The organism is Pseudomonas sp. UBA4194 (assembly GCF_002379585.1).
In the GTDB taxonomy this organism is placed as follows: Bacteria; Pseudomonadota; Gammaproteobacteria; order Pseudomonadales; family Pseudomonadaceae; genus Aquipseudomonas.
Window position 1 is genome coordinate 18,050 of the sequence record NZ_DFUE01000070.1, and the last position, 17,769, is coordinate 35,818.

Below are 17,769 nucleotides of genomic sequence, written 5' to 3' on the forward strand. Positions count from 1 at the left end.
GGGGGGGGTGGGGGGGGTGGGTGGTGAGGGGCGGAGCTGTCGGGGGGGGAACGCCGGCCGGGGGGGGGGGGGGGGGCGGGTGGGGGGGGGGGTGGCTGGGCGGGCGTCTTCGCGGGCGGAGCCCGCTTCCACAGGGGTTAGCGGAAGTCGCGGCGGGTGCGGATGAGGTTGTAGGCGTTGTGCAGTTCGCGGGTGCGGTCGGTGGCTTCGCGTACTTGCGCTGCGGTGGCGCCGCTGCCTTCCAGCTTGTCCGGGTGGTGGCGGCTGAGCAATCGCCGATAGGCACGCTTGACCTGGTCGGGTTCGGTGGTCGGCGATACCCCCAGCAGCCGCATGGCATCCTGGTAAGCGCCGCCTGCGCGGGTCGGCGCCTGGCGCTTGGGCTCGTAGTCCTGGCCCAGCCCCTGTACCTTGGCTGACGACCAGCCTAGCCATTTTCCCCAGGTCACCACCAATTCGCGTTCGGCCGGCGTCGCGCGGCCGTCGGCCCACACCATGCGCCAGCAGGCACGCAATACGCCTTCGGCAGCGTTGGCTTGCTGGTTGAGCCGCAACAGAGGGCCGCGCAACTGGTCGCCGCCTGCCTTGCCTCTATTGAAAGCATTGATGGCGCGCCGCTGGGCGGTGTCGCTCAGATTCAGCGAGCGCATCTCCAGGCGCGCCTGCTGGATATGTGCGGCAACGACTTGACCATCACACTTGGCCAACCGCCCGAGCAGCACGAAAAGCAGCTCCTCGTCGCGCAAGCCCGACTTGCCCTTGAGCCGATCTCCCAGCTCGCCCCAGGTGCGCAGGCGCAAGCGTCGATCCAAGGCTTGCCCCAGCAGCACGCCGAGCATGGCGCCGGGGATGCTGGCGATGGCATAGCCCGCCGCGGCGCCGACTACCGTCCCTGGCCACAACATATCAACCTCGCCCGCCCAGCAGTTGCTCGGCTTCGGCCAGGCGCTCGTGAGTACCGACGTCCACCCAGCGCCCCTGATAATGCTCACCCGTCACCTGGCCGACGCCCATGGCACGTCGCAGCAGTGGCGCCAACTTGAATGCCCCGCTGCCGCTGTCGGCGAACAGTGCAGGATCCAGCACGGCGATGCCGCTATAGGTGAGGCTGGGCTGGTCGCGCACCTGGCCATCGACCAGGGCGAAATCGCCTTGAGGGTGATGTTCCGGGTTGTCGACCAGGACCAGATGCGCCTCACCGGCCAAAGGACCACGCAGCCCGGCGAAATCGTAGTCGGTCCAGATATCGCCATTTATTACCAGGAACGGCGCTTCTCCCAGCAGTGGCAAAGCGTGGCGGATGCCGCCGCCGGTCTCCAGCGGCTCGCCTTCGGCCGAGTACTCGATGCTCAGGCCATAACGGCTGCCATCGCCTAGCGCATCTTCGATCTGCTGGCCAAGCCAGGCGTGATTGATCACCACTTCGCTGAACCCCGCCCGGGCCAATGCTTGCAGGTGATACTCGATCAGCGGCTTGCCGGCGACCTCGATCAACGGCTTTGGCGTGGTCAGAGTCAACGGGCGCATGCGCTCGCCTTTGCCGGCCGCCAGAATCATCGCTTTCATGGTTGCACTCCCAGACTTTTGAACAATTGCCCCAGTTCAGCCAACTCGGGACGGCGCTGCACAACGGCTTCTATATAAGCAAAGAAGCGCGGCACATCCGCCAGGTAGCGGGGCTTGCCGTCGCGATGGCAAATGCGCGCGAAGATGCCGATCACTTTCAGGTGGCGCTGCACGCCCATCAGGTCGCTGGCTCGACGGAACTCGTCGAAGTCGGCCTGTACCGGCACGCCCCGTTCACCGGCCTGCTGCCAATATTGACGCAGCCAGCCCAGCACGCGTTCCTCGGGCCAACTGAGAAAGGCATCCTTGAACAGGCAGGTCACGTCGTAGGTGACCGGGCCGTACACGGCGTCCTGGAAATCCAGCACACCAGGGTTGGGCGCGCTGTGCATCAGGTTGCGGGGCATGTAGTCGCGGTGCACCAACACCTTGGGTTGCGCCAGGGCGCTGTCGATCAGCAAGCTGCTGACGCGCAGCCACGCGGCCTGCTGCTCGGCATCCAGCGGTTTGCCGAGCACCTTGCCTACGTACCATTCGGGGAACAGCTCCAGCTCGCGGCGCAGCAAGGCGACGTCGTAGCTGGGCAAATCGCCGGTGAGCGGTAGTTGCTGCAATGCCAACAATGCGTCGATGGCATCGCTGAGCAGCGCATCGGCGTTGTCCGTGTCGATGATATCCAGGTAGGTCTTGTCACCCAGATCGCTCAGCAGCAGGAAGCCGCGCTGAAGATCCTGAGCATGAATTTTCGGCACGTTGATGCCCGAAGTGGCCAGCAGTTCGTCGATTTCAACGAACGGTTGGCAGTTTTCCTGGGGGGGTGGCGCGTCCATGACGATAAAACTGCGACCCTCGCCCTGCCAACGGAAATAGCGACGGAAGCTCGCATCGCTACTGGCGGCGGTCAATGTGGCCGGGGGTACGGCGCCCCAACCATGATCGGCGAAGAGTTTCGCAAGCTGCTCATCGAGCCAGCTTTTAAGGTGTTGCAGGCGTACATCTTGATCGGGCATTGCAAGGGTCTCCGACGGCGCTAGCCGTCAAGCGGGTCATGCTTTATTATCCAGCATCTTTTTCAGACCATCGAGAGGCGTGCGGCCCCCCCGCGGGCAAGATGGCACGCAGGAAGCCCGGACTAATAAGATGGCATTGAAATCCCCCGCGTTTCGTAAAAAATTTCCGTTGCTGGTCACTGGCAGTTTGCTGGTGATGCAACCTTTGGCCACCCAGGTCGTGTTTGCTGCTGAGCAATTCGACTGCCAAGTCTCCGCTGCCGGTACCTGGGACTGCAAGCCCAAGTCCAGTGTCGCCGAGCTGCCGCCGCGCCCCGTGCATGACGGTGCGGCGATAGCAGGCGGTGCGAGCACCGGTGAAGGCGGCTCTTCCAAGGGAGAGAAAACCGTCGGCCCGGTATTGGTGACCGAGAGCAAGGGCCGCGGCCTGAAGTCTCGTAGCGCCGATTTCAGCCACCTGGACTGGGTTCCTCGGGACAAGCTCACGGCCGCCCAGCTGGCCGAAACCGGGCCTTACTGCTCCGGTGCCTACATCGAGCCCGTGCGTCCCGGCATGAACGACAACACCCCGAAGAGCGAGGCGCCGACCTTTATTGGTGCCAAGGCTTCGCGCTACCAGACGGAAGAGCAGATCGCTTCCCTGGCCGGCGACGTGGTGATGCGTCAGGGCAGCATGCAGATCGAAGCCGACGAGGCCGCCCTGCATCAGGCCGAAAACCGTGGCGAGCTCAATGGCAACGTCAAGCTGCGCGACAACGGCGCGCTGGTGGTGGGCGATCACGCCCAGATCCAGCTCGACACCGGTGAAGCCCAGGTCGACAACGCCGAGTACGTGCTGCACAAGTCGCGTATCCGCGGCAACGCGCTGTACGCCAAGCGTGCCGAGAACGCGATCATTCGCCTCAAGGATGGTACCTACACCACCTGCGAGCCGAACAGCAACGCCTGGCAGCTCAAGGGCAACAACATCACGCTGAACCCGGCCACCGGTTTCGGCACGGCGACCAACGTCACCCTTCGCGTGAAGGATATTCCGGTGCTGTACACGCCGTATATCTACTTCCCGATCGACGATCGCCGCCAGTCCGGCTTCCTGCCGCCGTCGTTCGCAACCGACAGCGACAGCGGTTTCACGATGGTCACTCCGTACTACTTCAACCTGGCGCCCAACTATGACGCCACGTTGTACCCACGCTACATGGCCAAGCGTGGCTTGATGATGGAAGGCGAATTCCGCTACCTGACCAAGACCAGCGAAGGCCAGTTCGGTGGGGCTTACCTGAATGACGAGAATGACGACCGCAAACTGCAGTCCGACTATGACAAGACTCGTTACATGGTCAACTGGCAGCACAAAGGCGGTCTGGACTCGCGCCTGACCACTGAAGTCGACTACACCGACATCAGCGATCCTTACTACTTCCAGGACCTGCAATCCGATCAGATCGGTGTGGAACGTACCGAATGGATCAACCAGCAGGGTGCGCTGACCTACCGTGGCGACGACTACGTCGCTCGCCTGAACGTTCAGGCGTACGAGCTGGCCACCGTGGCGGACATCACGCCTTACAACCGCATGCCGCAGATCACCTTCAATGGTGCGCTGCCGTACAACCCGGCGGGCCTGGAATTCACCTACAACACCGAAGCGGTACGTTTCGAGCGTGACCTGCGCAAGGGCACGTTCATCAACGAAGACGGTATTCCCGCCACCCGCATCGACAACAACGTTTCGGGCCTGGCACGCGCCAACGGTTCGCGTCTGAACCTGGAGCCGGGTGTTGCGCTGCCGATGAATTGGGCGTGGGGCTTCGTGCGTCCGTCGGTCAAGTACATGTACACCCAGTACGATCTTGACCTGGACAGCCAGGGCAAGAATTCCCTGCTGGCAGGCGAGAAGTTCAGCAGTTCGCAGAACCGCGGCGTGCCGATCAGCAGCATCGACAGCGGTCTGTACTTCGATCGCAACACCCAGTTGTTCGGTACCAATTTCCGCCAGACCCTGGAACCTCGCCTGTTCTATCTGTACGTTCCGTACGAAGACCAGACCGACATTCCGGTGTTCGACACTTCGGAAAGCACCTTCAACTATGCGTCGCTGTTCCGCGAGAACCGCTTCACTGGTTACGACCGCATCGGTGACGAGAACAAGTTGTCGCTGGGCGTCACCAGCCGCTGGATCGAAGAGAACGGCTTCGAGCGTCAGCGCTTCAGTATCGGTCAGGCGCTTTACCTCGCCGATCGCAAGGCTCAGTTGCCCGGTATCGATTACAAGGATCGCGACGACGCGCAAGCGAACGTCTCACCTTACGCGCTGGAATATGAATACCGCTTCAACCGCGACTGGCGCTTCAATTCGGACTTCAACTGGGACCCGGACAGCCGCACCACCCGCTCGGGCAGTGCAATGTTCCACTACCAGCCTGAAGACAACCCGAACAAGGTGGTCAACGTCGGCTATCGCTATCGCAACGACCTGGTGCGCTACGACTCGGCAACCGGTCGCTGGCAGGTCGGTGGTGGTGACTACGGCACGCCGGGCACCCCTGGCTACGTGAAGGACTACTACAAGATCCAGCAGCACGACATGTCGGTCATCTGGCCGGTCGCGCCGCAGTGGAGCCTGATCAGCCGCTGGCAGTTCGACTACAACCGCAACCGTACGCTGGAAGCATTCGGCGGTTTCGAATACGACAACTGCTGCTGGAAGATGCGCCTGATCAACCGCTACTGGGTCGACTATGACGAATACAGTCAGGCCGCTCCGGAAAACGAGAAAGGCGACCGCGGGATCTTCCTGCAAATCGTGCTGAAGGGCCTCGGTGGCGTGGTAGGCAATAAGGTTGAGGGTTTCCTCGACAAGGGCATTCAAGGTTATCGTGAACGTGAAGACCAAGCTATGTGATCTGCTGCGCCCGCTGATGCTGGGCGCCATGCTACTGGGCACCACGGCACATGCCGCGGTGCAGGAGCTGGACCGCGTCGTGGCCATCGTCGACAACGACGTGGTCATGCAAAGCCAACTGGACCAACGCGTCAAGGAAGTGCAGCAAACCATCGCCAAGCGTGGCGGTGGCGTGCCACCTGCCAGTGTCCTGCAACAGCAGGTGCTGGAACGCCTGATCGTCGAGAACCTGCAATTGCAGATCGGCGAACGCTCGGGCATCCGCATTACCGATGAAGAGCTCAACGGCGCCATCGCCACCATCGCTCAACGCAACAACATGTCGGTGGAGCAGTTCCGTGGTGCTCTGGCGCGTGACGGCCTGTCGTACAACGATGCTCGCGAGCAGGTGAAGCGCGAGATGGTTATCAGCCGTGTGCGTCAGCGCCGTGTGGCCGAACGCATTCAGGTATCGGAGCAGGAAGTGAAGAACTTCCTCGCCTCGGACCTGGGCAAGATCGCCCTGTCCGAAGAGCTGCATCTGGCCAACATCCAGATCCAGGTTCCGGAAAGCGCCAGCGCCGAAGCTATCCAGGCCGCTGCGCGCAAGGCTCAGGATATCTACACCCAGCTCAAGCAAGGTGCGGACTTCAACCAGTTGGCCATTGCCAGCTCGTCCAGTGACAATGCCCTGGAAGGCGGCGACATGGGTTGGCGCAAGCCGGCCCAGCTCCCGGCGCCTTTCGACCGCATGCTCAGCAGCATGCCGGTGGGTGATGTGACCCAGCCGGTGCGTACACCGGTAGGTTTCATCATTCTCAAGGTGCTGGACAAGCGCGGCGGCGAGACTCAGACGGTCGACGAAGTGCACGTGCGTCACATCCTGCTCAAGCCAAGCGAGATCCGCAGTGCAGCCCAGACCGAAGAGCTGGCTCGCAAGCTGTATGCCCGTATCCAGAATGGCGAAGACTTCGCCACCCTGGCGAAGAATTTCTCGGAAGACCCGGGCTCGGCGCTCAATGGCGGCGACCTGAATTGGGTGAACCCGGAATCGCTGGTGCCGGAATTCCGCGAGACCATGGCGTCGACGGCGGTCAACACCGTGTCGCAGCCATTCCAGACCCAGTTCGGCTGGCACGTATTGGAAGTCCTTGGCCGTCGCGCCACTGACAACACCGAGCAGGCCCGCGACCAGCAGGCATTGAACGTGCTGCGTAACCGCAAGTACGACGAAGAGCTGCAGACCTGGCTGCGCCAGATCCGCGACGAAGCCTACGTCGAGATCAAGCTGCCTGGCGCTGACCAGGCTGCCCAGTGACACCCCAGCGTTTTGCGCTGACGCCTGGCGAGCCAGCGGGCATAGGTCCTGACCTGTGCCTGTTGCTCGCCGCGCAACCCCAGCCACACCCACTGATTGCCATCACCAACCGTGACCTGCTCGCCGAGCGGGCCGCGCAGTTGGGGCTGGCCGTCAATCTGCTGGTGGTCACCGCCGACGCCCTGCCCGATCAACCCGCCCCCGCCGGCAGCCTGTATGTCTGGGATACGCCACTGGGCGCCCCCGTGGTCACCGGCCGGCTGGACAAGGCCAATGCCGCCTTCGTGCTGCAGACGCTGACACGCGCCGCCCAAGGCTGCCTGGACGGCGACTTCGTCGGCATGATCACCGCCCCGGTCCACAAGGGCGTGATCAACGACGGCGGTATCGCGTTTTCCGGACACACCGAATTTCTGGCCGAGCTGACGCACACCGAACAGGTAGTGATGATGCTGGCCACCGGCGACCTGCGGGTAGCCCTGGTGACGACGCACCTGCCGCTGCGCGAGGTGGCCGACGCCATCACCGTAGAGCGTCTGGAACGCGTCACTCGGATCCTGCACGCTGACCTCGTGAGCAAGTTCGGCCTAGCCCGGCCGCGTATCCTGGTGTGCGGGCTCAACCCCCACGCCGGCGAAAGCGGTCATCTGGGCCGCGAAGAAATGGACATCATCGAACCGACTCTGGAACGCCTGCGTGCCGAAGGCATGGATCTACGCGGTCCGCTGCCTGCCGATACGCTGTTCACTCCAAAATACCTGCAACATTGCGACGCGGTGCTGGCGATGTATCACGATCAGGGCCTGCCCGTACTCAAGTACAAGGGCTTTGGCGCCGCCGTGAACATCACCCTAGGCCTGCCGATCATCCGCACCTCCGTGGACCACGGCACCGCCCTGGACCTGGCCGGTACCGGCCAGGTCGATACCGGCAGCCTGCGCGTCGCCCTCGACACCGCCTATCGAATGGCCGAGACCCTTTAATGACCGAGCAATACCAACACCGGGCGCGCAAGCGCTTTGGTCAGAACTTTCTCCACGACGCCGGCGTCATCGACCGTATTCTTCGCTCGATCCACGCCAAGCCGGGCGAGCACCTGCTGGAAATCGGCCCGGGCCAGGGTGCCCTGACCGAAGGCCTGCTGGGCAGCGGCGCCCAACTGGACGTCGTGGAACTGGACAAGGACCTGGTGCCGATCCTCAACCAGCAGTTCGCAGGTCGGGACAACTTTCGCCTGCACCAGGGCGATGCACTGAAGTTCGACTTCACCACGCTGGGCGCCGAACCTGGCAGCCTGCGCGTTGTGGGTAACCTGCCGTACAACATCTCCACGCCACTGATCTTTCACCTGCTGCACAATGCCCACCTGATCCGCGACATGCATTTCATGCTGCAGAAGGAAGTGGTCGAGCGCATGGCGGCAGGGCCCGGTGGCGGCGATTGGGGGCGACTGTCGATCATGGTGCAATACCATTGCCGCGTGGAACATCTGTTCAACGTCGGCCCGGGCGCATTCAATCCGCCGCCCAAGGTGGATTCGGCGATCGTACGCCTGGTACCCCACACCACCCTGCCCCATCCTGCCAAAGATCACCGCCTGCTCGAACGCGTGGTCCGCGAAGCTTTCAACCAGCGGCGCAAGACCCTGCGCAATACGCTCAAGGCGCTGCTGCCAAACGAAGCCATCGAGGCCGCCGGTGTCGACGGCAGCCTGCGCCCGGAACAGCTCGACCTGGCGGCTTTCGTGCGCCTGGCCGATCAATTGGCCGAACGAAGCACCGACAACTGAGCTCCAATGTGGATCCAGGCGGGTCCACAGACGCCCAATTGACCTAGACTGACCCTGAACCGGCCCAACCCGGCTACCTTCGCATTCGCTTTCAAGGCCTTTTGCATGTCCGATCCTCGTTATCAGATCGACGTCAGCGTCGTTACCCGCTTTCTGGCAGAACAATCGCAACCCGAGCAGCAGCGTTTTGCCTTCGCCTACACCGTTACCGTGCACAACAACGGTGAACTCCCGGCGCGCCTTTTGTCGCGGCATTGGGTGATCACCGATGGCGATGGCAAGGTCGAAGAAGTACGCGGCGCCGGTGTGATCGGTCAGCAACCGCTGATCGATGCCGGGCAGAGCCACACCTACTCCAGCGGCACCGTAATGGCGACCAAGGTCGGCAACATGCAAGGCAGCTACCAGATGCTGGCCGAGGACGGCAACAAGTTCGATGCCGTGATAGCCCCCTTCCGCCTTGCCGTGCCAGGCTCCCTGCACTGATGGCGGTATACGCCGTGGGTGATCTCCAGGGCTGCCTGGAGCCGTTGAAATGCCTGCTGCAAAACGTCGCCTTCGATCCCGCCAATGATCGCCTGTGGCTGGTAGGAGACCTGGTCAACCGAGGCCCCAGCTCCCTGGAAACCTTGCGCTATCTGTATTCGATACGCGAAGCGTTGGTGTGCGTGCTCGGCAACCACGACCTGCACCTGCTGGCGGCTGCCAGCAACGTGGAGCGGCTCAAGCGCGGTGACACGCTGCGTGAGATTCTCGACGCCCCTGATAGTGCGCAGTTGCTGCACTGGCTGCGCCAGCAGAAGCTGGTGCACTACGACGAGCACCGCAACACCGTGCTGGTGCATGCCGGCATACCTCCGCAATGGAGCGTACGCAAGGCGCTGCGTTATGCCGGTGAAGTGGAAGCGGCGCTGCGCGACGACAACCTGTACCAGCCCTTTCTGGACGGCATGTACGGCAACGAGCCGAACAAGTGGGACAAGGACTTGCACGGTGTGACGCGGCTGCGGGTGATCACCAACTATTTCACCCGCATGCGCTTCTGCACCAGCGACGGCAAGCTCGACCTCAAGGGCAAGGAAGGCGCAGACACCGCACCGCCCGGCTACGCACCCTGGTTCAGCCACAAGGAGCGCAAGAGCCGCGGGAGCAAGATTATCTTTGGCCACTGGGCTGCTTTGGAAGGCCGCTGCGACGAGCCGGATGTGTTCGCGCTGGACACCGGGTGCGTGTGGGGTGGGGCCATGACCTTGCTCGACGTGGACAGCGGCATGCGCCGGACCTGCAAGTGCACCGACCAGGGCAATGTCCAGCCTCCATTACCCAGCAACGCCGCCGATTTCCCCCCGCCGCCCGGCAAACGCTAGAATACAGGCCCAGCACAGGAGCCCTGCCCATGACAGAATTCAAACGCATCGCCCCAGAACAGGCCCATAGCCTGCGCCAGGAAGGCGCCGTGGTGGTGGACATCCGCGACCCGCAGACCTTCGCCTTGAACCACATCACAGACTCTACTCATCTGGACAACCACTCCCTGCACGGCTTCATCACCGCGGCGGATCTGGACAAACCAGTGGTAGTGGTCTGCTATCACGGCAACTCCAGCCAGAGCGCGGCGGCTTACCTGGTCAGCCAGGGTTTCTCGGACGTCTACAGCATGGACGGTGGCTTCGAGCTGTGGCGCGCAACGTTTCCGGCGGAAACCAGCCAGGCTTGACCACGCCGCTCATCGGGCGCGGGCGCAAGCCTGACCCGGTGCGCGGGTAAATGTGACTGAATTATTTTTTTTCAAACGCTCCATCCCGCGCCCCACGGGCTCTGGCGCTGCCTCGGACGAACGGTCCCAGCACTTAATTGCGCATCCCGACTTGAAGTCTACGATAACCAACTATCCTTAAGCTCAGGCCATCCAAAACAGGGGAGAGCCGGTACACCGGCGCGCGGGTCATCGGTAGCGACTTCAAAGGTGTTCTGGGGGGATATACAGCGGCCGGCGTCTTTCGGCTTCTGCCAGCATCAACTGAGTGATCCGGCGTCGGCTCCACGTATCGAGCGAGGTGACGTCATGAGTATTTTTAGCCACTTCCAACAACGCTTCGAATCCACACGCCAAGAAGAGCTCTCGTTACAGGAGTACCTGGAGCTCTGCAAACAGGATCGCAGAACCTACGCTTCGGCGGCGGAACGGATTCTGATGGCCATTGGGGAACCCGAGTTGCTCGACACGTCGACCAATTCCAGGTTGTCGCGGATCTTCTCCAACAAGGTGATCCGCCGCTACCCTGCGTTCGAAGATTTCCACGGCATGGAGGACTGCATCGACCAGATCGTGTCGTACTTCCGCCACGCCGCCCAAGGTCTGGAGGAGAAGAAGCAGATTCTCTATCTGCTCGGCCCGGTAGGGGGCGGCAAGTCCTCCCTGGCCGAAAAGCTCAAGCAACTGATCGAGAAGGTCCCCTTCTACGCCATCAAGGGCTCGCCGGTATTCGAGTCTCCCCTGGGGCTGTTCAATGCCACCGAGGACGGCGAAATCCTGGAAGAAGATTTCGGCATCCCTCGGCGCTACCTGAGCACCATCATGTCGCCCTGGGCGACCAAACGTCTGGCTGAGTTCGGGGGCGACATCAGCCAGTTCAAGGTCGTCAAGCTGTACCCTTCCATCCTCAACCAGATCGCCGTGGCCAAGACCGAGCCCGGTGACGAGAACAACCAGGACATTTCCGCGCTGGTGGGCAAGGTCGATATCCGCAAGCTGGAGGAATACCCCCAGAACGACGCTGACGCCTACAGCTATTCCGGCGCGCTGTGCCGAGCCAACCAGGGCCTGATGGAATTCGTCGAGATGTTCAAGGCGCCCATCAAGGTGCTGCATCCGCTGCTGACCGCTACCCAGGAAGGCAACTACAACAGTACCGAGGGCCTGGGGGCGATCCCCTACTCCGGGATTCTGCTGGCCCACTCCAACGAGTCGGAATGGCACAGCTTCCGCAACAACAAGAACAACGAGGCGTTCATCGACCGGATCTACATCGTCAAGGTGCCGTACTGCCTGCGCGTGAGTGACGAAATCAAGATCTACGACAAACTGCTGTTCAACAGCTCGCTGGCCAAGGCCCACTGTGCGCCTGACACCTTGAAGATGCTGGCCCAGTTCACCACGTTGTCCCGGCTCAAGGAGCCGGACAACTCCAACATCTATTCCAAGATGCGGGTGTACGACGGCGAAAACCTCAAGGATACCGATCCCAAGGCCAAGTCCATTCAGGAATACCGTGACAGTGCCGGCGTGGATGAAGGCATGAATGGCCTGTCGACGCGCTTCGCCTTCAAGATTCTCTCGAAGGTGTTCAACTTCGACCCCCACGAGGTGGCGGCCAACCCGGTGCACCTGCTGTATGTGCTGGAGCAGCAGATCGAACAGGAGCAGTTCCCGGCCGAAGTGCGCGAGCGCTATCTGCGATTCCTCAAGGAATACCTGGCGCCGCGCTACATCGAGTTCATCGGCAAGGAAATCCAGACCGCGTACCTGGAATCCTACAGCGAGTACGGACAGAACATCTTCGACCGCTACGTGCTGTATGCAGACTTCTGGATTCAGGATCAGGAATACCGCGATCCGGAAACCGGCGAGATCCTCAACCGCGTGGCCCTCAACGAGGAACTGGAAAAGATCGAGAAACCGGCGGGCATCAGCAATCCCAAGGATTTCCGCAACGAGATCGTCAACTTCGTGCTGCGGGCCAGGGCCAACAACAATGGCAAGAACCCGACCTGGCTCAGCTACGAGAAGCTGCGGGTGGTGATAGAGAAGAAAATGTTCTCCAACACCGAGGATCTGCTGCCGGTCATCAGCTTCAACGCCAAGGCCAGCAAGGAGGACCAGCAGAAGCACAACGACTTCGTTACACGTATGGTCGAGCGCGGGTACACCGACAAACAGGTACGACTGCTGTCCGAGTGGTACTTGCGGGTCAGGAAGTCGCAGTAATCCAGCGGTAAGCTTCAAGCGACGAACTGCCAGCCTGTTCGTGCCACCGCGTGGCATGATCCGGATGGCAGGGAGTGGCTTTCGACTTGTGGCTTGCAGCTCGTCGCTGCCCGGAGGCCCTAATGAGCTATGTGATCGACCGACGCCTCAATGGCAAGAACAAAAGCACGGTGAACCGTCAGCGTTTTCTGCGACGTTACCGTGATCACATCAAGAAGGCGGTCGAAGAGGCCGTCAGCCGCCGTTCCATCACCGACATGGAGCACGGCGAGCAAATCAGCATCCCTGGCCGTGATATCGACGAGCCCGTTCTGCATCATGGCCGGGGCGGCAAGCAGACCGTTGTGCACCCCGGCAACAAGGAATTCACCGCTGGCGAACACATCGCTCGACCGCAGGGCGGTGGCGGCGGCGGCAAAGGCCCTGGCAAGGCCGGCAACTCCGGCGAGGGCATGGACGAGTTCGTGTTCCAAATCACCCAGGAAGAATTCCTGGAGTTCATGTTCGAAGACCTCGAGCTGCCCAACCTGGTCAAGCGCAACCTTACCGGCACCGACACCTTCAAGACCGTGCGGGCAGGTATCAGCAACGAAGGCAATCCTTCACGCATCAACATCATCCGTACGCTGCGATCGGCCCATGCCCGGCGCATCGCGCTGTCCGGTAGCAGTCGCGGCAAGCTCAAAGCCGCCAAGCTGGAGCTGGAACGGCTGAAGCTCGAAGAGCCGGACAACTTCGGCGACATTCAGGCGCTGATTGCCGAAATCGAGCGACTCAGCGCGCGGATTCACCGGGTGCCTTTTCTCGACACCTTCGATCTCAAGTACAACCTGCTGGTGAAGCATCCAAACCCCAGCTCAAAGGCGGTGATGTTCTGCCTGATGGACGTGTCCGGGTCCATGACCCAAGCCACCAAGGACATCGCCAAGCGCTTCTTCATCCTGCTGTACCTGTTCCTCAAACGTAACTACGACAAGATCGAGGTGGTGTTCATTCGTCACCACACCAGCGCCCGCGAGGTGGACGAGGAAGAGTTTTTCTACTCCAGGGAAACCGGCGGCACCATCGTCTCCAGCGCCTTGAAGCTGATGCAGGAGATCATGGCCGAACGCTACCCAACCAACGAATGGAATATCTACGCCGCCCAGGCTTCGGATGGCGACAACTGGAACGACGACTCGCCGATCTGCCGGGAAATCCTGACCAAGCAGATCATGCCGTTCGTCCAGTACTACACCTACGTGGAAATCACGCCGCGTGAGCATCAGGCCCTGTGGTACGAATACGAGCGTATCGGTGAGTCCTTTGCCGATACCTTTGCCCAGCAACAGCTGGTATCGGCCGGGGATATCTATCCGGTCTTCCGTGAACTCTTCCAGCGCAGGTTAGTGTCATGACCGCTAGAGAGCAGAAGCGCCAACCCATATCCACCGGCTCGGAATGGACGTTCGAGCTGATCCAGACCTACGACCGGGAAATCAGCCGCATTGCCGAACGCTATGCGCTGGACACCTATCCCAACCAGATCGAAGTGATCACCGCCGAGCAGATGATGGATGCCTATGCCTCGGTGGGCATGCCCCTGGGCTATCACCACTGGTCCTACGGCAAACACTTTCTCAGCACCGAAAAATCCTACAGTCGAGGCCAGATGGGCCTGGCCTACGAGATCGTGATCAACTCCGATCCGTGCATTGCCTACCTGATGGAGGAGAACACCATCTGCATGCAGGCGCTGGTGGTGGCCCATGCCTGCTACGGACACAACAGCTTCTTCAAGGGCAACTACCTGTTCCGCACCTGGACCGACGCCAGTTCGATCATCGATTATCTGGTGTTTGCCAAGTCCTACATCATGAAATGCGAGGAGCGCCACGGTATCGACGCCGTGGAAGACCTGCTCGACTCCTGCCACGCCTTGATGAACTACGGCGTGGATCGCTACAAGCGGCCCTACCCCATCTCGGCAGAGGAAGAGCGGCGCCGGCAGAAAGACCGGGAAGAGCATCTGCAGCGGCAGATCAACGACCTGTGGCGGACCATTCCCAAGGGCGCGGACAAGAACCGCGAGGAAGACAACGCGCGCTTTCCGGCCGAGCCCCAGGAGAACATCCTCTACTTCATCGAGAAGCACGCGCCGCTGCTGGAACCCTGGCAGCGGGAAATCGTGCGCATCGTGCGCAAGATTGCCCAGTATTTCTATCCACAGCGTCAGACTCAGGTGATGAACGAAGGCTGGGCGACGTTCTGGCACTACACCCTGATGAACGATCTGTACGACGAGGGGCTGGTAACCGACGGTTTCATGATGGAGTTTTTGCAGTCCCATACCAGCGTGGTGTTTCAACCGGGCTTCGACAGTCCCTATTACAGTGGCATCAACCCCTATGCACTGGGCTTTGCCATGTACCGGGACATTCGTCGGATGTGTGAGCATCCCGACGACGAAGACCGCCACTGGTTTCCCGACATCGCGGGCAGCGATTGGCTGTCGACCATCAAGTTCGCCATGAGCAGTTTCAAGGACGAGAGCTTCATCCTGCAGTACCTGTCGCCCAAGGTGATCCGCGAACTGAAGCTGTTCAGCATCATGGATGACGATCAGCGCGACGACCTGCTGGTGCCGGCGATCCATGACGAAGTGGGTTATCGAACCATCCGCGAGACTCTGGCGGCGCAGTACAACCTGGGCAACCGTGAACCCAATGTGCAGATCTGGAGCATCGATCGTCGCGGCGATCGCTCCCTCACGCTGCGCCATCAGCAGCACGACCGAAAACCCCTGGGCGAATCCACCGACGAGGTACTCAAGCACCTGCATCGCCTGTGGGGCTTCGATATCCACCTGGAAACCCTGCAGGGCGATCAGATCATGAAGGTCCACCATGTGCCGCCCCGTAACGAACACGGCGAGGGTGACTATGGCCGGCTCGATCTGGGTGTGGTGCACCTCTAGGCGGCGGGCCTGAAGAACCTCCCATGGCTTGATGGTAACCTGTCGAGTCATCGGAGGTTTTTTCATGCACATCTATAAAGTCGGCGGCGCGGTGCGTGATCGTCTTCTCGGGCTTCCCGTCACCGATATCGATCGGGTGGTGGTGGGCGCCAGCGCCGAGCAGATGCATGCGCTGGGCTATCGTCCCGTGGGCAGCGATTTCCCTGTGTTCCTGCACCCGGACACCGGCGAAGAATATGCCTTGGCTCGCACCGAGCGTAAGAGTGGTCGGGGCTACGGTGGTTTTGTCTTCCATGCCAGCCCAGACGTCACCCTTGAACAGGACCTGATGCGGCGCGACCTGACCATCAATGCCATGGCCGAAGACGATCAGGGTGTGCTGACCGATCCCTATGGCGGCCAGGCAGACTTGCACAAACGGCTTTTGCGCCATGTTTCCCCGGCCTTCGCGGAGGATCCTCTGCGCGTACTACGCGTGGCCCGTTTTGCCGCACGCTACGCGCCCCTGGGTTTCACGATCGCGGCCGATACCCTGGAGTTGATGCGCGAGCTGAGCGAGTCGGGCGAACTGCAGGCGCTGACCGCCGAACGCAGCTGGAAGGAAATATCCCGGGCGCTGGTGGAAGCACAACCTCAGGTGTTCATTCAGGTACTGCGCGACTGCGGCGCGTTGAAGGAACTGTTGCCCGAAGTCGACGCCCTGTTCGGGGTGCCGCAGCCGCCCGCCCACCACCCGGAAATAGACACCGGTGTGCACACCCTGAGCGTCCTCGAACAAGCCGCACGGCACGGGCAGCCTCTCACCGTGCGCTGGGCCTGCCTGCTGCATGATCTGGGCAAGGGCACCACGCGCCCAAGCGAATGGCCGCGGCACATTGCCCACGAGCAGCGTGGCATCAAGCTGATCAAGGCCGTTAGCGAACGCTTCAAGGTGCCCCGCGATTGTCAGGAGCTGGCGTTGCTGGTCGGCGAATACCACACCCATGGCCACCGAGCCCTTGAACTGAAAGCGTCGACCTTGCTGGAGTTGCTGCAAAGCTTCGACGTCTACCGTCGGCCGCAACGCTTCGAGGAGTTCATCATGGCCTGCGAGATGGATGCGCGGGGGCGCCTGGGGTTCGAGGCACGGGAGTATCCGCAGGCGGAGTATCTGCGCGGCGCGGCGCAGGTGGCTCGGTCGGTGGCGGTACAGCCGCTGGTGGCGCAAGGGTTCAAGGGCAAGGATCTGGGCGAGGCGCTGAAGGGCGCGCGGCTGGAGGCGTTGAAGGGGTACAAGGCGGGGTTTTGAGGTGTCCGTGCTGGCCTCTTCGCGGCTTTTACGCCGCTCCTACAGGGTGTTGCGATCCTCTGTAGGAGCGGCGTAAAAGCCGCGAAGAGGCCAGCACTGCCACTACAAATTCAACCCCCCAACGGCGTCAGCTGCCGCCCCTGCCACTGAAAATCCACCGGTGCCAACACCTGATCGATATTCGCCTCGCGCCACAATCGGGCAAAGCTCAAACCCACCCCGGGATGTACCACATCAGGCGCAATCAGCGCCAAGGGCCACAGGACAAAAGCGTTCTTGAGAATCTCGGCCCGAGGCAGGATGAGGCCATCGAAGTTGCCGACGCGGTCCTCATACATCAGCACGTCGATATCCAGCGGCAACCCCTTGCGTTCCGGCGCATAGCGACCGTTATCGGCTTCGATGAATTTCAAGCGGCGGTCCAGTTCCATCAGTGGCAGGTCAGTCAATGCGCTGACCACCAGATTGAAGAACGGCCCGCTCTTGATGCCCACCGGCTGACTCTCGAACACGGGCGAACAGCGCATGTCCTGGAGGAAACCGGCCAGCGCGTCGAGCCCGGCGCACAAGTGCTGCTCACGGTCGACGTTGCTGCCCAGGCCCAGGTAGATCCGGCTCAGAGACATCCGCGCTCGATCTCCACGCCCACGCCGCGAGCGGCTGGCACCGCGCCGGGCTTGGTCAGTTTCAAGCGCAGCCAGGGAATCTGGAACTCGCTCATCAGTACCTGCGCCAGACGTTCGGCGAAGGTTTCCACCAGTTCGAAACGAGCCTGCTCGGCGAACCCCTGGATGCGTTGAGAGACCCTGGCGTAGTCCAGCGCCAGGGACAGGTCGTCACCGGCCGCGGCCGGGCGATTATCCCAGGCGAAGGCCAGATCCAGGCGCAAGCACTGGCGGATGTCCCGTTCCCAGTCGTAGGCACCGATCACGGTGTCGACTTCCAGGCCTTCGATAAACACTCTGTCCAA

At 61.6% G+C, this 17,769-nt stretch carries 16 protein-coding genes; 11 read left to right on the plus strand and 5 right to left on the minus strand.

The genetic code is table 11. The features are described 5' to 3' along the window. Nucleotides 1–137 precede the first annotated feature (137 nt). Genes B3397_RS17005 through B3397_RS17015 form a run of 3 tightly spaced genes read right to left on the minus strand, consistent with a single transcriptional unit; the run spans nt 138 to nt 2,576 of the window. A complete protein-coding gene (locus B3397_RS17005; RefSeq protein WP_296252224.1) occupies nt 138–905 on the minus strand; it encodes a TerB family tellurite resistance protein in 768 nt (255 codons plus the stop codon). A 1-nt stretch (nt 906) separates the two neighbouring features. Beyond that, nucleotides 907–1,566, minus strand: coding sequence for an N-acetylmuramate alpha-1-phosphate uridylyltransferase MurU (gene murU, locus B3397_RS17010; RefSeq protein WP_296252226.1), 660 nt, complete (start codon nt 1,564–1,566; stop codon nt 907–909). Continuing rightward, on the minus strand, nt 1,563–2,576 hold the full coding sequence (locus B3397_RS17015; RefSeq protein ID WP_296252228.1) for an aminoglycoside phosphotransferase family protein: 1,014 nt from the start codon (nt 2,574–2,576) through the stop codon (nt 1,563–1,565). Before B3397_RS17015 ends, murU begins: the two co-directional genes overlap by 4 nt. Before the next feature lie 130 nt (nt 2,577–2,706). Here B3397_RS17015 and B3397_RS17020 point away from each other — a divergent pair, with 130 nt between their 5' ends. From B3397_RS17020 to B3397_RS17070, 11 genes are all read left to right on the plus strand, one after another. Continuing rightward, on the plus strand, nt 2,707–5,481 hold the full coding sequence (locus B3397_RS17020; RefSeq protein WP_296252230.1) for an LPS-assembly protein LptD: 2,775 nt from the start codon (nt 2,707–2,709) through the stop codon (nt 5,479–5,481). After that, nucleotides 5,462–6,778: a peptidylprolyl isomerase SurA gene (gene surA, locus B3397_RS17025; RefSeq protein ID WP_414704399.1), complete on the plus strand. Its 1,317-nt coding sequence runs from the start codon at nt 5,462–5,464 to the stop codon at nt 6,776–6,778. Before B3397_RS17020 ends, surA begins: the two co-directional genes overlap by 20 nt. After that, entirely contained in the window at nt 6,775–7,761 is a 987-nt protein-coding gene (gene pdxA / locus B3397_RS17030; RefSeq protein WP_296252235.1) for a 4-hydroxythreonine-4-phosphate dehydrogenase PdxA, read from the plus strand. The genes surA and pdxA overlap by 4 nt, the downstream gene beginning before the upstream one ends. Then, nucleotides 7,761–8,567 (plus strand): 16S rRNA (adenine(1518)-N(6)/adenine(1519)-N(6))-dimethyltransferase RsmA, encoded by an 807-nt coding sequence (gene rsmA / locus B3397_RS17035; protein WP_296252237.1) that lies wholly within the window; start codon nt 7,761–7,763, stop codon nt 8,565–8,567. The genes pdxA and rsmA overlap by 1 nt, the downstream gene beginning before the upstream one ends. Before the next feature lie 105 nt (nt 8,568–8,672). Then, nucleotides 8,673–9,053, plus strand: a complete 381-nt coding sequence (gene apaG / locus B3397_RS17040; protein ID WP_296252239.1) for a Co2+/Mg2+ efflux protein ApaG — start codon at nt 8,673–8,675, stop codon at nt 9,051–9,053. Then, nucleotides 9,053–9,934 carry a symmetrical bis(5'-nucleosyl)-tetraphosphatase gene (locus B3397_RS17045; protein WP_296252241.1) on the plus strand — a complete coding sequence of 294 codons (882 nt, stop codon included), beginning with the start codon at nt 9,053–9,055 and terminating at the stop codon, nt 9,932–9,934. The genes apaG and B3397_RS17045 overlap by 1 nt, the downstream gene beginning before the upstream one ends. Before the next feature lie 29 nt (nt 9,935–9,963). Continuing rightward, nucleotides 9,964–10,284: a thiosulfate sulfurtransferase GlpE gene (gene glpE, locus B3397_RS17050; protein ID WP_296252243.1), complete on the plus strand. Its 321-nt coding sequence runs from the start codon at nt 9,964–9,966 to the stop codon at nt 10,282–10,284. A 348-nt stretch (nt 10,285–10,632) separates the two neighbouring features. Beyond that, nucleotides 10,633–12,555 (plus strand): PrkA family serine protein kinase, encoded by a 1,923-nt coding sequence (locus B3397_RS17055; protein ID WP_296252244.1) that lies wholly within the window; start codon nt 10,633–10,635, stop codon nt 12,553–12,555. Nucleotides 12,556–12,677: 122 nt separating this feature from the next. Beyond that, on the plus strand, nt 12,678–13,952 hold the full coding sequence (locus tag B3397_RS17060; protein ID WP_296252246.1) for a YeaH/YhbH family protein: 1,275 nt from the start codon (nt 12,678–12,680) through the stop codon (nt 13,950–13,952). Continuing rightward, nucleotides 13,949–15,511, plus strand: a complete 1,563-nt coding sequence (locus B3397_RS17065; RefSeq protein WP_296252247.1) for a SpoVR family protein — start codon at nt 13,949–13,951, stop codon at nt 15,509–15,511. Before B3397_RS17060 ends, B3397_RS17065 begins: the two co-directional genes overlap by 4 nt. A 64-nt stretch (nt 15,512–15,575) precedes the next feature. Continuing rightward, the gene (locus tag B3397_RS17070) at nt 15,576–16,799 is read left to right on the plus strand and encodes a multifunctional CCA addition/repair protein (protein ID WP_296252249.1); all 1,224 of its coding nucleotides are present in this window, start codon (nt 15,576–15,578) and stop codon (nt 16,797–16,799) included. Nucleotides 16,800–16,909: 110 nt separating this feature from the next. On the opposite strand, the gene folK is transcribed toward B3397_RS17070, so the two are convergent. After that, nucleotides 16,910–17,425 (minus strand): 2-amino-4-hydroxy-6-hydroxymethyldihydropteridine diphosphokinase, encoded by a 516-nt coding sequence (folK, locus tag B3397_RS17075; RefSeq protein WP_296252251.1) that lies wholly within the window; start codon nt 17,423–17,425, stop codon nt 16,910–16,912. After that, nucleotides 17,416–17,769, minus strand: coding sequence for a dihydroneopterin aldolase (gene folB, locus B3397_RS17080; RefSeq protein ID WP_296252252.1), 354 nt, complete (start codon nt 17,767–17,769; stop codon nt 17,416–17,418). The genes folK and folB overlap by 10 nt, the downstream gene beginning before the upstream one ends.

Coding starts and splice junctions, on each gene's coding strand:
- B3397_RS17005 (WP_296252224.1), bottom strand. CDS start 905: ATGTTGTGGCCAGGGACGGTAGTCGGCGCCGCGGCGGGCTATGCCATC.
- murU (WP_296252226.1), bottom strand. CDS start 1,566: ATGAAAGCGATGATTCTGGCGGCCGGCAAAGGCGAGCGCATGCGCCCG.
- B3397_RS17015 (WP_296252228.1), bottom strand. CDS start 2,576: ATGCCCGATCAAGATGTACGCCTGCAACACCTTAAAAGCTGGCTCGAT.
- B3397_RS17020 (WP_296252230.1), top strand. CDS start 2,707: ATGGCATTGAAATCCCCCGCGTTTCGTAAAAAATTTCCGTTGCTGGTC.
- rsmA (WP_296252237.1), top strand. CDS start 7,761: ATGACCGAGCAATACCAACACCGGGCGCGCAAGCGCTTTGGTCAGAAC.
- apaG (WP_296252239.1), top strand. CDS start 8,673: ATGTCCGATCCTCGTTATCAGATCGACGTCAGCGTCGTTACCCGCTTT.
- B3397_RS17045 (WP_296252241.1), top strand. CDS start 9,053: ATGGCGGTATACGCCGTGGGTGATCTCCAGGGCTGCCTGGAGCCGTTG.
- glpE (WP_296252243.1), top strand. CDS start 9,964: ATGACAGAATTCAAACGCATCGCCCCAGAACAGGCCCATAGCCTGCGC.
- B3397_RS17055 (WP_296252244.1), top strand. CDS start 10,633: ATGAGTATTTTTAGCCACTTCCAACAACGCTTCGAATCCACACGCCAA.
- B3397_RS17060 (WP_296252246.1), top strand. CDS start 12,678: ATGAGCTATGTGATCGACCGACGCCTCAATGGCAAGAACAAAAGCACG.
- B3397_RS17065 (WP_296252247.1), top strand. CDS start 13,949: ATGACCGCTAGAGAGCAGAAGCGCCAACCCATATCCACCGGCTCGGAA.
- B3397_RS17070 (WP_296252249.1), top strand. CDS start 15,576: ATGCACATCTATAAAGTCGGCGGCGCGGTGCGTGATCGTCTTCTCGGG.
- folK (WP_296252251.1), bottom strand. CDS start 17,425: ATGTCTCTGAGCCGGATCTACCTGGGCCTGGGCAGCAACGTCGACCGT.